The organism is Polymorphospora sp. NPDC051019, from assembly GCF_040683055.1.
Lineage (GTDB): Bacteria > Actinomycetota > Actinomycetes > Mycobacteriales > Micromonosporaceae > Polymorphospora > Polymorphospora lycopeni.
Genome location: NZ_JBFBCH010000020.1, coordinates 68,084 through 81,416 on the forward strand (window position 1 = coordinate 68,084; position 13,333 = coordinate 81,416).

Here is a 13,333-nt window from a genome sequence, read left to right on the forward strand (position 1 = left end):
GCCTGGAAGGACACCTCATGCAACCGCTCACCCTGCCGGTCGACGCCGGCCTCATCTCGCCGCAGCCCCGCTGCGACGCCGACCACATCCTCGACCTGCTGCACGACGGACTCCCACAAGACGGCCAGGGCAGCGTGCCGGACGAGGACGCCCTCCGTGCCGCCGCGGACCTGATCGCCCAGCAGATCGCGCTTTTACGCCGTGCCGACACCGAACTCGTCGCGGCGCTGCGCGGCGCCCTCACCCAGGCCGACCACTTCCTGCGCGACACCAGCGGCGCCATGGAACACCGCTACCGGCAGTTCGTCGACCTGGTACGGCGCTGGATCATCTGGGCGGTCAACACCAGGGCGTTGACCGTCGCGGACGCCAACAACGCCCTGCGGTACCTGACCATGCCGCCACCACTGCGGTCCCACTTCGAAGCGACCGTCTACGCCCCGCTGGCGATCGAAGTCGACTCGGCCACCAGCGACGACGCCGTGTCGGCAGCCGAGCAACTCCTGCGCGTCGACCTGCGTGGCCTGCACACCGCGACCGTGCACGCAACCGAACCGTGGCAGCTGCGGCTACGGGTCCTGGACGAGGAAGCCCAACCGGTCACCGTGCGGCAGTACCGGTACCACACGGTCTGGGTGGTGCCGCTCGTCGTCACCGTCCAGGCCCTCGACCAGCGCGAGGCCATCCCGATCGCGGTCGACACCGTCACCGCGGACCTTGACCACCTCGAAGTCGCCCGCCCACACACCGACAAGATCCGGGCCGTCGACATCGTGCCCGTCGAGCACCACGACTACAACATCCACACCGACTGAACCCCAGCAGCCGACGCACCACGTACCGCCTGATCACACCTGTTCGAAGGCCTGCGCCCGGGTGACGCACCAGCAGATGCGCACCGGCACCGGTCCCACACCGTTTCGCGCGGTGCCGGTGCCCGAGTGGCGCCGGCACCGCGCTCCAGAGAGGTGCAACCCCTTGCTACGACCCATCCACCCCACCTACGGCCAAGCCAACTGGCGGGTCGGGGCCGCGACATCCCACGGTGACAAGCTCACCATCCACCGCGCGGTCCGCGACAGGTCTGCGACCTCACGCCCGCGGCCGAGGCGCCAGTGATGGACTCCCGCCTCCTCGTCGCGGGCATCGCCGTCGCCATCGTGCTCACCGTCATCGACATCGTGCTGCGGCTTCGCATGCGGGCCGAACCGGCGAGGCAGTCACCGACCGATCTTGCTATCACCGCCGCGGCGACGCTGACCACCCTGGGACTGGCCGGCATCGCCGCCGCCGTCAGCTACGACCACCTACGCGAACTCGCCGAATCCCGTGGTGAGACCGGCTGGAAGGCACACGCCTTCCCGCTGACGGTGGACGGCATCGAAGTGGTGGCAACCCTGACCATCCTCGCCGACCGCCGCGCCGGCCGCCCATCCGGCTGGGTCACCTGGACCGCCCTGGTCGCCGGCGGCGTCGCCAGCCTCGGCGCGAACATCCTCGTCGCCCAAGACGACCTGATCGCCCGGATCATCGCCGGCTGGCCCGCCGTCGCGCTCATCGCCGCAATCAAGATGCTGTCACGCATCCTCGAGCACGCCCCACGACATGAAGCTCCAACCCTGCGGACGCCATCGATTGCGGCGTCGTCCCCGGCCAAGGGCGCCGACCTGGCGACCCCACCGGACAACACAGACGAGCCGCGACACGAGCTGGACGACATACACGACGACGTCGTTGTGTCGCGACACGGCGACGACTCTCCGACTGCCCCAGCCGCTCACGACGAATGGCCCGTCACGCTCATGCGTCGCATCCCCGTCAACCCCGAGCCCTACCAACGGTGGCTCACCGTCTGGGCCGACCTGAAAGCCGGCCACACCAACCTGAACGAACTCGCCCAGCGACACCAACTCAACCTGCGCTCCATCCAGGCCATCCGCCGCGCCGGACAACTCGGCATCCTCGACCACCCCGACCCGCCGGCACGCCGCCTGGCCGGACTCGCCAACACCAACAGCCCGCCCATGCCGCCGGAGCCGGCCGAAGCCCTCGCCACCACCGGCACGGCGCCGCTGCTGAAAGGAGCGGCTACAGCATGATCGCCCCGCACCCGACTCCCATCGTCGACTCGACTTCTCGGTTACCGACCTACGTCGCACCCACTTCCGCGCATCTGCCATCCCGACAGCCTTCGGCAGTCTCTACTTATCAGCCCGAGCCGGGCACGGCGAGGCGGTCCACATCAATCACCTGACCGGCAGCCTTCTGTACGGCGACGCCATCCTCGCCACGAACGGCCACGTCGTCGCGCCGCGCTGCTAGACCCGGCCGCGATACGAACGGCCCCACGCCGACGGGCACCGACTACCTGACGGCGGCACGCGCCTAACTCGTTGTGATCGATTCGACCACCGTCCGGGTCGCCGTCAACCGCCAACTCTGACCGGCACCAGTCCGGATACGCATCCCTGATTGGGCCCCAGCGGGCCGCGCCAGGCGACGAGACACCACCACGGCGGCTCCGCCCGATGTCAGGAGTGGGAGGAGCCGCCGTACTTCGCAGACGACACTCCGCACCCCCGCCTACAGCGGCGGATTCCGGCCCGAGTCCAGTTCCCGCCACCCGTCACCGTCACGTAGCGCACGCGCATGCGCCGTCGCTGCTTCCTCATCGCTGAACTCCCACGACCGGATGGAACCTTCGACACCTCTCTGCCGCGCCTCCAGTCGCCACAATCCGCCGTCCTCGAACAGCAGGACGTCCCGTCGTGCAAGTCGACCCCACCTGCCGTTCCACCAGTGCCTACGCCGCCCCACGCCCGAATCAGAACACACGTTCGACAAGCCGCTGCGAGCAACAGCACTGACGGCGTCTGGCGAGCCGCCCCCATCCCCCGCACCTTGCCGTGCCGCATATGCGGCCCTTTTTGCATTTCTGGCGTGTTCGCCGCATTGCAGGACTGCCCACCGGCTGCCCGTCGCATGACAACTGCCCGTGTTCAAGCCCGACCCGCGAGATCCAACTGGAGGCCCTGAAATGAACCGCGCATCCACTACGAATGCTCACAAGTTGGGCCAGGCGCGATCGTGAGCGGCCGCATGGTCACCACCTTGCTCGCCGTTGGGATGGCGGTGGTCTTCGTCTGTCTCACCGGCCCCGCGATCCTGTTCGGCGGCGCAGCCGCCGGCTGCGATCCCCACGGCCGCCTTCCTTCCCCGGCCTCGAGGCATGGATGGCCCGCCGTGGGCCCTTGGGATCGGGAACAGGTCGGCCACGCCGCCACCATCATCTCCGTCGGCTCCGCCAAGAACGTGCCACGGCGAGGATGGGTGATCGCCGTAGCCACCGCGATGCAGGAATCGACACTGCGCAACCTCGCCAGCGGCGACCGCGACTCCGTGGGGTTGTTCCAGCAACGCCCCAGCCAAGGCTGGGGCACGCCCTCGCAGCTCCGCGACCCTGCGTACGCGGCGGGCAAGTTCTACGACAAGCTGCTGACGATCCCGAACTGGCAGACCATGCCGCTCACCGAAGCAGCACAGAGGGTCCAGATCAGCGCATACCCCGACGCCTATGCCAAATGGGAACCGGACGCCAACCTGATCGTCGACACAATCGCCGGGCTGCCCACGCCATCAGCGGCCACCGTCCCGGGCCACTGCGACATCCCCTCCGGAGCCTGGACACAGCCCGTACGTGCCGTCATCGGGTCCGGCTTCCGCACCACCGACCGCCCCGGCCACGACGGCGTCGACCTCATCGCCCCACGCGGCACCACGATCCGAGCCGCGTCCACCGGCACCGTCACCCGCGCCCGATGCAACGCCATCGACACCCGCGACGGCAGCGACTGGGGATGCCACCGCGACGGCCACCCCATCCTCACCAAGGGATGCGGCTGGTACGTAGACATCGCGCACCCAGGCGGCATCATGACCCGCTACTGCCACCTCGACAATCCACCACTGGTCACAGTGGGCGATCAGGTTGCCGTCGGACAGCCGATCGGCGTCGTAGGCACCACCGGCCACTCCAGCGGCCCACACCTCCACTTCGAGGTACACGCCAACGGCGACCACGGCTCGAGAGCAGCACAGGACCCCGTACGGTTCATGATCGAAGTCGGAGCACCGCTCTGACGAGTCCTGCACGCTACCCGGATCCACGCACGGCCTGGCCGCCGCCCGCAGCCACGGCTTCATCGACGCCCTGGTGTCGACGCACCGGCACAGGTGCCGCCCCAGGTACGGCTCGAGTGCAGCCCTTTGCAGCAGGCCGTTCTACCTGCAGCGGTCGGTCGCCTCGCTGGCGGTTGGCTCTGGCGATGGGGTCGGGGCACGATCGTGACGGACGCCGGAGGTACCTTGGACGACACCTTCGGGCGATCGCTGATCTTCGGCCTGGCGATCGTCGCTCTACTCCTACTGTGCCACCGTCGGTCTTCCGGTGCTTTCACCCGTCCCCGGTCGTCCTCGAACGCGGTCGACGCCGGGGGTCCGGATCAGGCATGATCTCGCGCATGTCGGAGCATGATCTGGCCGGAAGGTGGCGTCGCATCATCCGAGGGGACGGCAAGTCGTGGGTGGCGTTCGCCCGTGGCACATGTGTCGTCCTGCCGGAGCCCGGCCCCGACGCCGACCTCGCGGCCGAGGCGGTGGAGATCCTCCGCGAGTATGGTCCGGTCCATGCCGGGTCACCGGCCGGCGACTTCGGCACGATCACCCTGGACCCCGGTCCCGGGTGGGTGGTGTACGGCCATCACAACGATGTGCTGACCTATGTGGGACCGGACGAGGTGCAGGACACCAGCGCTGTCGCCGTCGGTCTGCTCGGACGTGGCAAGCGGGACACGGACGGCCGCGAGCTTCAGGTTGTCCACGTCGAGGACAAGCGGCCTCGGTAGGCACCCTGCCATCCACCGGCGGGCTGGGGAGGGAAGCTGGGATGCCTGGGCGGCGGCATGCTGACGAGCCACAGCCGGAGGTTGCCGTGGACGTCGATCTGGGTGCCGTACGGGCGTTCCTCGCGGTGGCAGACGACCGCTACTTCGGCGAGGCGGCCGACCGGCTGCGGATGAGTCAGCAGGCGGTGTCCAAGCGCATCGCGGCACTGGAACGCAACCTCGGGGTGCGACTGTTCACGCGTACGGCGCGGGGTGCCCGCCTCACCGTCGACGGTCAGGCGTTCCTGCCCCACGCCCGCGACCTGATCCGCCTCGCGGAGCGCGCCGTCGGCTCGGTCCAGCCCGGCCGTCGTGCATTGCGGGTGGACGTACTGAACCGGCGGATCGGACCGGCCGGCCTGTTACGCGACTTCCACCGGGCGCACCCGGAGACCGACCTGGACGTGGTGGCCCTGGTCGAGTCGGACGCCGCCGCCGCAATCGCCGCCGTCGAGGCCGGTACGATCGACGCGACATTCCGGGCTGTCACCGTCCCGCCTGACCAGATGCCGCCAGGCATTCGCGCCGCGCGTGTCTTAGACGACCCGCACCAGTTGCTGACCGGACCGGCTCACCCGCTCGCCGCCGCCCGCCACGTCACCATCGCCGACCTGTCCGGGCTGCGGATCTGGATCCCCGGGATCGTTCCCGGCACTGAATGGGCCGCCTACTACGACGCCCTGGCCGCCACGTTCGGCCTCACCATCGAACGGATCGGCCCCAACTTCGGCACCGATCACCTGCTCGACGTGCTGGCGGACTCACCGACGCTGGCCTCGCTGGTCGGTCAGAAGACACGCCTGCTCTGGCCGCAGAGCTACGACCTGCGCCGGATTCCGGTCCTGGACCCCACACCGGTCTACCCGCACTTCCTCGTCTGGCGCACCGACAACCCGCACCCAGGACTGGCCACGCTACGCGGCTACATCGCGTCCGCGCCGAACCGCCACCCCACCACCGACGCATGGGTCCCCGCCTGGGCGGCCGAACCGGCCACACCCTGACCGAACCGCACGACGTCCGGCCGCGGGTCCGCGCCGTGATGCCCGGCGCGGACCCACCGGTTCAGGCGTCCCAGCTCTTACGTTCGCAGGCGGCCGGGCCCGTCACAAGCGTGTTCGGCCCGATGTCCCTGGTCACCACGGCCCCGGCGCCAACCACGCAGTTGCGGCCGATCGTGACGCCCGGCAGGACGGTCACGGCGGCACCGAGCCACACGTTGTCCTCCAGCACGATCGGCGCCGCCTCGGTGTACTCGCGTCTCTGCGCCGGTGGGACCGGGTGCCCGGAGGTGATGAGGTTCGCCTTCGGGCCGATCATCACACCCGCCCCGATCCGGATGCCGCCCTGGTCAAGGAACGTGCAGCCCTGGTTCACGAAGACGTTCTCGGCAAACTCGGTGCGCAGGCCATAGTCGGTGAAGAACGGCGGGAAAATCCGCACCGACTCCGGAAGAGGCCCTGCGAAGATCTGCGCGAACAGTGCCGCGCGTCCCTCCACGTCGCCGAACGGCAGCACGTTCAACCGCGACGTCAGGTCCGTGACCTGATAGATCCGCTCCGCGACGCGGGCGAACTCCGACGTCTGGACATACATACGCTGAGTTGTTGCAGCAGGCATGCGACGATCTCACCAAACGCCGTGAGCAGGTAGCAAACAACCGACACGCTCACCAGTGACAACCGATAGTTGTAGCTGGCAGGGTAGGTGGTGTCGGCGAGGACGTTTTCGGCGCTGCCCTCCTCGCCACTTCCCGTGTCTGCTTCCCAGGGTCTACTCCCGCTGTCCTTCGTGCACTGACATGGCCACGTTGCGGCGTAGCTGACGCGCCAGGCGTCGGGTGTTTTCGGATGTGTCCTCACCGATCTCGTGCAGCGCGTCGGTGAGGCTGGCGAATCGTGTGCCAATCGCGTCGGGGTCTCCAGCGTGGGCTTTCATGGCCTGCTGTGCGACTTCTTCGTTGAGCGGGTCGATGGCGCATGCGGTGTCGAGGAGTTGTCGCGCACGTTCGGGGTCGGTGTTGGAAATGAGGGTTGCGAGGCGGGCGTGGATGTTCACGCCGAGTTGGCGGCAGGTGTGCTGGGGCCCGTCCATCCATTCGAAGTTGTCGTCGTGGAGCAGTCCGCCCCAGTTGGCGACGGCTTCTTCGAGGGCTACGCGTTGGGTCTGGGGATCAGTGGTGATGGTTGCGCGGCGGGCGGCGTCGAGTACGCGCCACCAGTCGACGTCGAGCAGTGCGGGGTCGAGGCAGTAGCGTCCGCCGAGGTTGACTACGGGTTTGAAGTTCTCGGCGGTGTCCTGCCTGCTGGCGTGAGTCAGTCGGTTGCGCAGGTTGGCGACGTTGGTGGACAGGCGGTCGCGGGCCCGTCGGGTGGTGGCGTCGGGGGTCATAGCAAGCTCGATCTCAGGAATTGGGGCGCCTTCTCGGTGGACCGCGAGGTAGGTGAGTAGTTCGTAGCTTGCCCTGCGCACTCCTGAGACTGGATTGCCGTTCGGGTCGAGAATGGCGGCGCGTCCCAGGATTCTGACCTGCACCTTCTCGCGGCCGTGACGCGATGGTCCGACGGGCTGGCCAGTATGTTCTCGTGCTTCGCTGGCGGGCTCATCGGTGGTGCTGGGGTCGGTGGCCTCGAGGTTGGCGGTGGCACTGGTTGCTGTCGCGGTGTCACCGGTCGTCGGCTGCCGGGTCGGGGTGCTGGTGCTCTGACCGGATGGCTCACCAGTGTGCGCCTCGCGGATCACGATGAGCAGTTGCAGGGTGGTCTCGGTGTCGGTTACGGAGATGTGGGACTTCAGTTCACCGTGGGAGGTGGTCGTCGAGCCGTCTGCGGCAACGGTGAGGGTTGTGCCGTGGGGCCAGTCGCCGGTGATGACGGCGCTGATCGCCAGTGGGTGGCCGAGGTGTAGTGCCGTGGCCAATCGGGTGCGCAGTGCTGTGTCGGGTTCGTCGGTGATGAGGGTGATCGGTGGCAGTGGTTCGTGGTGGGGGTCGGTTTCGTGGAGGGTGGCGATGTCGGTGGCATCGGCGTCGGTGATGGTCCGGGTGCGGTGGATGATCTCTTCTTCGACGTATGCCAGCGCGTGCTCGAGTCCAGCGGTCACGTGTAGGCGGGGTATGGCGCCGGCCAGGTCGGTGTCGGCCGCTGCGCCGAGCAGGTCGGCGAGCACGTTGGCGGGGATGACGATGTGGCCGCGGGCGTCGGGGTCATGGGTTCCGCCGGAGGAGAGTGTGGCCACGAGGATGGCGCGGGCCGCGTCGGGGGCGCCGGGGCCGGTCAAGCCGACGCCATCGCGGGGGTCGGTGTGCAGGCCGGCCAGTTGCAGGCCGGTCGGTCCGATCGGCGGTAGAGGTGGGCGTTTCCTTCCCTCGAGTTCGCGGACCGTGGGCTGCGGGTCCGGTGGGTTGAGGAGCTCGGGTGCCTGTTCGTCGACCGTTCGCCGTAGGCGGCTGATGACCTTGGGCAGGGGCTGGAGTGTGGGGTCGGTGGCTGGGTCGACGGCGGCTGTGGGGTTGTAGCGGGCGCGGCGGCGTAGCCAGACGAGGGCGCCTGTGGTGGTGAGCGCGGCGGCGAGTCCGATGCTGATCCAGCCCCCGGGCACGCGTACTCCTGGTTGGTCTGTCGGTTGGTAGGCGGAGGTGGTGTGGGGCTTTTGTGGGCTGGGGGTAGCGGCGGGCGGGGTCGTTGAGGGTTCGATGACGCCGTCTGGGTCAGCGGACGGTGCGGGGTTGCTCGGGTTGGTGGTCACGCCGGGCGGCGTCGACGGGTTTGGGGCGGGCGGGACGAGGTCGCCGTGGTGGTCCGCCGGAGGATTCTCCGCTGCCGGCTGGGTGGGTAGGGTCAGCAGCCAACCTGGGCGGATGTGGTGGCCGCCGCGCATCGGGTAACGGTCTTTGTTCAGGTCGTGGATCTCCGGCCAGCGAGTCGGATCTTCGAGGTGGGCGTCGGCGAGACGCCACAGGGTGTCGTGCCGCTTGACCGTGACCTGGGCGGCGCGATCGTCAGTGAGCTGCTCCCGGACAGGGGTGGGTTGCTGTGGTTGGCTCGGCCGGTCGTGGTCGGGTACAGCGGCTGTGGCGGTGACCGGGCTGCCGGTGTGGGCCAGCGCCGGGGTGGCGGTGGTAACCGCGGCGGCACCGAGCAGGGCTGCGGCGAGGCTGTGCATCGGTGCCGGCAGACGGAGCCGGGCCAGCCAGCGTCGTCGTGCCCTGACGCCGGCTGCGATGCGGGCTACGGCCAGCAGAACCAGCAGCATCCAGAGCAGCCAGCACACGGCGACCAGGCAGCCGGCTACGAACGACGGGGTCAGCGGTTCGTGGATCCAGGCGACCAGGGCCTGCCGGTCAGGCCGAGTAAGGGGCGGGGTGTAGTGGATCAGCGCGGCTGGTATCCCGGCTAGCAGGACAACGGTCCAGGCTGTGTTCCAGATGATCCGTACAAAGCGCATGGCACGCCCCTTCGTCTGGGCAGGTATGGGCTCGGCAACGCCGCGATGGCAGGCGTCAGCGGACCGGCTGCTGCGGTCTCTGCTGGATGCCACGGAGGTCGGGTAACGAGCGATGCCGTTGGGGTCGACGCTATGGCGGACTCGCTGGAAACGGCAGGGGCGCGAACCTTACACGACCTAACACGGTCTTACACGGCCTTACACGAGGCCATAATCCTGACATATCGGAAGCTGCAGCAGGCCGGTTCGGTGTGCAGGTCGGCGCACACGAAGCCGAAGCTGCCCCCGCAACAGGCCCGGATCGCGCAGCAGATGTACGAGCGAACCGGCCGGACGGGCGCCAGGTGCACCCGCTGGCGCAGATCGCCGCCGAGTTCGGTGTGACCCGCCCTACGATCTACCGGCACCTGGCCCAACTGCCCGCCGGTGAGCGTCCGGGGGTGCCGGCCGACCGGCAGCGGAGCCGACCGTAGAGCAGTACGACGAGCTGTTGACCCGGCTGGCCGCACCAACTGACCGGCCCCACTCGTCCACCAGAAGCGGCCCCAGCGTTTCCGCGCCTGCTCCTCCCGCGCACGCACAAGGGCAACTGCGACAGTGACCGCGCCACGTGATCAACTGCCTTTACGAGTGGTACACCGACAACAGTTGGCGGCAGAAGGCGTGTTCTGCGACCAAGGAGCTGCGGCCCTACACCGGCAGTGGAGACCGGACGGTGGCGCGCAGGGACTGTCACAGTACGGCCCGCACGTCGTGGCGTAACCACGTGGACGCCGACGTGATCGGCGAGATCGACACGGCAGAGAAGCCGTACCGCCAAGCCGACGTCGACTGCCGGGTGGACTAGCCTGCTAGCGGACAAACCTGGCAGCGAGGTCAGCGGGGAGGCCAGCGTGCCTGAACGCAGCGTCACTGCGCAGCCAGGCATGGTGCCCGGGTCCGAACCGACCGCGGGCACCATGTTCGCCGCCCTGTACGGCACCCTCACCCCGCACCCGTGGCGGGCCGGGCAGCAGGACGCCGACGCACTGTTCCACCACCGGTGCCTGGCGATTGGCTTGCTCGACGACACGTCGAGTGGACAGCCGGACAGCGCACCCTGGCTGTGGGCCATCAACGACGCCGGGTGGCAGCACCCACGCGGCCTGGACACCGGACTTGTTGCCTGGTTCCAGGTCGAGGCCAGCGCCGTCGCCGGTGACCGGCCGCTGCCGGTGCAACCGTTCCTGCGCTGCGCCCAGGACGCCACCGCCCGGGCAGGCACCCTCGAACTGTCCGCCGTCCAGATCCTGCTGCCGGTACACGGCATCGACCCCTCCCGGCGGCCCCCGTACGCGCCGGTGCCGGCCCTGCGGTCCGTCGCATGGTTCGCCGCCGGCGACCCGCACGCGCACACACCGGTACAGGTCAGCGTCAACAGCGGCCAGGACCCCGCCCTCGCGGCGGTCGCAGCGCAGCTGACCGACCAGCTCACCCGCCTGGACCAGACGGCGTTCACCAACGTCTCCCACGACAGCGCCGACCCGGACACCGCGCCGCCACCGCCGTTCGACGACAGCTTCTGGAGCGGCCCACCCCTACATGGCGCAACCCTGCGCGGCGACCTGATCGAGTGGACCTGCGACGCGATCGGGTGGCTCGCCGAGGCCGTCGCCAACTGCGCCGCCCGCCTCGGCGGCGCCTCGCCGCTGCTGCTCACCGTCGCACGAACCGCAGGTCACGCCGACGCCGGGTGATCCAGCGGGTGGCCAATCGGCCGGCGCCCCGGCACGGCCTGCTGCCGACCGGTCGGTGTCGTAGTCGATGCGCGTGTTCAGGTCGGCTTGAACGTGCCGTGCAGCAACAGATTCGACCAGAACAGCGGAGTGAGGCCGCGCAGGTCGTGCGGGGCGAGCCGAGCAGCCCACTCCGGTTCGGACAGCACCCGGTCGACCAGGCGGGTGTTGACCAGTACCAGGGCCGGATTGCAGCAGGTGCAGGGTGAGCATGGAGATCTTCTGCGCCTGGTGGCTGCTGCTGCCGCTCGCGGTCACCGTCTGGGCGCTGGTTCACGCCGCCGGCATCCACGCCACCGTCGCCGGCGTGCTGCTCGGCTTCCTCGTCCCAGTGATCCGCCGTGCCGAAGGCCCGGGGCCGGGCTGGCGAGGCATTTCGAGCACCGGTGGCGCCCATCTCTGCAGGGCTCGCGGTGCCGTTCTTGGCGTTCTTCGTCGCCAGTGTGTCGGTGGCCGGTGCGGGCGGGCTGCGCGCCCCGGTCACGATCGGCATCAACGCCGGGCTGGTGCTCGGCAAGGCCATCCGCGTGCTCGGCGCGACTTGGCTGGTCAGCGGTTTACCCGCTCGCCTCTCGGTGACCAGCTGGGTTGGTGGGACCTGCTCGGCCTGTCGCTGGCCGGCATGGTTCTAAGCGCGAGTAGCGGTCCCGGCTGGGCGCGAATCTGGGTCCCGGCGGCTTTCATTGGGCGCGAGTTTGGGTCCCGGGGCGCGTGTACCCCGGGCTGACTGACGCGATGCCTACCTGGGCCGCGACGCCGGAGTGGGCGATAGAGTCGCCAGCCATGGGAGTCCTCACCTTCAGCCTCAACGTCACCCTGGACGGTTGCGTCGACCACCAGGAGGGGATCGCCGACGATGAGACGCATGCCTTCTTCACCCGACTCATGCACGAGGGCGGGGCAATGCTGTGGGGTCGCGTCACCTACGAGATGATGGAGAGCTACTGGCCGGCCGTCGCCCGCGGCGACGAGGAGGCGCCGCCGGCCATCCGCGAGTGGGCGGTCGATCTGGAGGCCAAACCCAAGTACGTGGTGTCGTCGACGCGCACGGACTTCCCGTGGACCAACAGCCACCATATCGCCGGTGATCTGCGCAAGGGCGTGCAGAAGCTCAAGGACGCGACCCCGGCCGGGGTCCTGCTCGGAAGCGGCAAGCTCGCGACCGAGCTCGACCGGCTGGACCTGATCGACGAGTACAAGCTGCTCGTCCATCCCAGGATCGCCGGCCACGGCCCGACGCTGTACCAAGGTGGGCTGCCCGGCACGCGCCGGCTCGAGCTGCTATCGGCGCAGCCGCTTCGCAACGGCGCGGTGGCCATGCACTATCGCCGCGCGCGCTGAATCACAGGAGCCCATCACCGCCAGCTCGCCCGGCAGCGTGGCGTTCCGCTCGTCGGAAACGTCCTCGCCTTGAGGAGTCCTTCGGCGCTGCGCGGCGAGCGCGAGATGCCCTTCTCCGCGGCCCGGTTGTTTGATCGACGTGCTTGCGCTCACCCGCCGACGCCTCCAGGGCGGGGCCCGAACTCCCGCACGTCGATCAGGGAGATACACCTGCCCGGGGTGTCGGGGTACGGCCTGGAGTGCAGAGCTACGTACAGCTGATCTTGCAGCGGTGCGCACCGTTTGTCCGTCGCCTGTGGGTGGCCGGGGGTGAGTCTGCTCGGGTCGTGATCGGACCGGCGTGGGCGGCTGGTGGTGGGGCGTTGGATGAGCAGCGGTGGCTGGATGTGCGTCGGTTCCGGGCGCTGCACGAGGCTGGTGCGAGTGTCTCGGAGATCGCTCGTGAGACGGGCCTGAACTGGCGGACGGTGAAGAAGTATCTGGCTGCTGGTAGCGGCGAAGTGGTGCCGCCGGTTCGGGCGCGGCCGGCTCGTGGGCAGCTGATCGATGTGTTCGCGCATGTGGTCGATGCGTGGTTGCGGGCGGAGTTGCTGCTCAAGGGCACGGTGATCCATGAGCGTCTGGTCGAGCAGTACGGGTTCACCGGTAACTACCAGCGGGTGAAGTTGTATCTGCAGCAGGCCCGTCCCCGGATCGCTGCGGAGTTGGGGATCAGTCCGGATCAGTTGGCCGGGCTGCATCGCCGGTTCGAGGTTGTTCCGGGTGCGCAGGCGCAGGTGGACTGGGGCGACGAGGGCGGCATCCTGGCTCACGTCGGGATCCCGAAGG

12 protein-coding genes and 1 pseudogene are annotated in these 13,333 nt (G+C 69.0%); 9 read left to right on the top strand and 4 right to left on the bottom strand.

The genetic code is table 11. The features are described from left to right. Positions 1-17: 17 nt before the first annotated feature. Positions 18-815, top strand: coding sequence for a hypothetical protein (locus tag AB0M79_RS28335; RefSeq protein ID WP_364219182.1), 798 nt, complete (start codon positions 18-20; stop codon positions 813-815). Between the two features lie 303 nt (positions 816-1,118). Further along, positions 1,119-2,099 carry a DUF2637 domain-containing protein gene (locus AB0M79_RS28340; RefSeq protein ID WP_364219185.1) on the top strand — a complete coding sequence of 327 codons (981 nt, stop codon included), beginning with the start codon at positions 1,119-1,121 and terminating at the stop codon, positions 2,097-2,099. Positions 2,100-2,583: 484 nt separating this feature from the next. Here AB0M79_RS28340 and AB0M79_RS28345 read toward each other — a convergent pair whose 3' ends face one another. Next, on the bottom strand, positions 2,584-2,817 hold the full coding sequence (locus AB0M79_RS28345; protein WP_364219188.1) for a hypothetical protein: 234 nt from the start codon (positions 2,815-2,817) through the stop codon (positions 2,584-2,586). Positions 2,818-3,087: 270 nt separating this feature from the next. Here AB0M79_RS28345 and AB0M79_RS28350 point away from each other — a divergent pair, with 270 nt between their 5' ends. The 3 genes from AB0M79_RS28350 (at position 3,088) to AB0M79_RS28360 (ending at position 5,947) form a co-directional block, all read left to right on the top strand. After that, entirely contained in the window at positions 3,088-4,140 is a 1,053-nt protein-coding gene (locus AB0M79_RS28350; RefSeq protein WP_364219191.1) for a M23 family metallopeptidase, read from the top strand. A 380-nt stretch (positions 4,141-4,520) separates the two neighbouring features. Continuing rightward, the gene (locus AB0M79_RS28355) at positions 4,521-4,904 is read left to right on the top strand and encodes a hypothetical protein (RefSeq protein ID WP_364219195.1); all 384 of its coding nucleotides are present in this window, start codon (positions 4,521-4,523) and stop codon (positions 4,902-4,904) included. A gap of 86 nt (positions 4,905-4,990) precedes the next feature. Next, positions 4,991-5,947 carry a LysR family transcriptional regulator gene (locus tag AB0M79_RS28360; RefSeq protein ID WP_364219198.1) on the top strand — a complete coding sequence of 319 codons (957 nt, stop codon included), beginning with the start codon at positions 4,991-4,993 and terminating at the stop codon, positions 5,945-5,947. A 61-nt stretch (positions 5,948-6,008) separates the two neighbouring features. Here the strand turns inward: AB0M79_RS28360 and AB0M79_RS28365 are convergent, their stop codons facing one another. Both AB0M79_RS28365 and AB0M79_RS28370 read right to left on the bottom strand, forming a co-directional pair. Then, positions 6,009-6,539 (bottom strand): sugar O-acetyltransferase, encoded by a 531-nt coding sequence (locus tag AB0M79_RS28365; protein WP_364219201.1) that lies wholly within the window; start codon positions 6,537-6,539, stop codon positions 6,009-6,011. Positions 6,540-6,716: 177 nt separating this feature from the next. Beyond that, complete coding sequence (locus tag AB0M79_RS28370; protein ID WP_364219204.1) at positions 6,717-9,482, bottom strand: BTAD domain-containing putative transcriptional regulator; 2,766 nt, start codon at positions 9,480-9,482, stop codon at positions 6,717-6,719. 517 nt (positions 9,483-9,999) lie between these two features. On the opposite strand from AB0M79_RS28370, the gene AB0M79_RS28375 reads away from it, so the two are divergent. Continuing rightward, positions 10,000-10,236, top strand: a complete 237-nt coding sequence (locus AB0M79_RS28375; protein ID WP_364219207.1) for a hypothetical protein — start codon at positions 10,000-10,002, stop codon at positions 10,234-10,236. A 46-nt stretch (positions 10,237-10,282) separates the two neighbouring features. Beyond that, positions 10,283-11,125 carry a hypothetical protein gene (locus AB0M79_RS28380; protein ID WP_364219210.1) on the top strand — a complete coding sequence of 281 codons (843 nt, stop codon included), beginning with the start codon at positions 10,283-10,285 and terminating at the stop codon, positions 11,123-11,125. A 77-nt stretch (positions 11,126-11,202) separates the two neighbouring features. Here the strand turns inward: AB0M79_RS28380 and AB0M79_RS28385 are convergent, their stop codons facing one another. Next, a complete protein-coding gene (locus AB0M79_RS28385) occupies positions 11,203-11,346 on the bottom strand; it encodes a Tn3 family transposase (RefSeq protein ID WP_364219376.1) in 144 nt (47 codons plus the stop codon). A 47-nt stretch (positions 11,347-11,393) separates the two neighbouring features. Here AB0M79_RS28385 and AB0M79_RS28390 point away from each other — a divergent pair. Next, a pseudogene (locus AB0M79_RS28390) lies at positions 11,394-11,789 on the top strand (Na+/H+ antiporter NhaA); the annotation flags it as partial. 158 nt (positions 11,790-11,947) lie between these two features. Further along, positions 11,948-12,505, top strand: coding sequence for a dihydrofolate reductase family protein (locus AB0M79_RS28395; RefSeq protein WP_364219213.1), 558 nt, complete (start codon positions 11,948-11,950; stop codon positions 12,503-12,505). Positions 12,506-13,333: the final 828 nt, after the last annotated feature.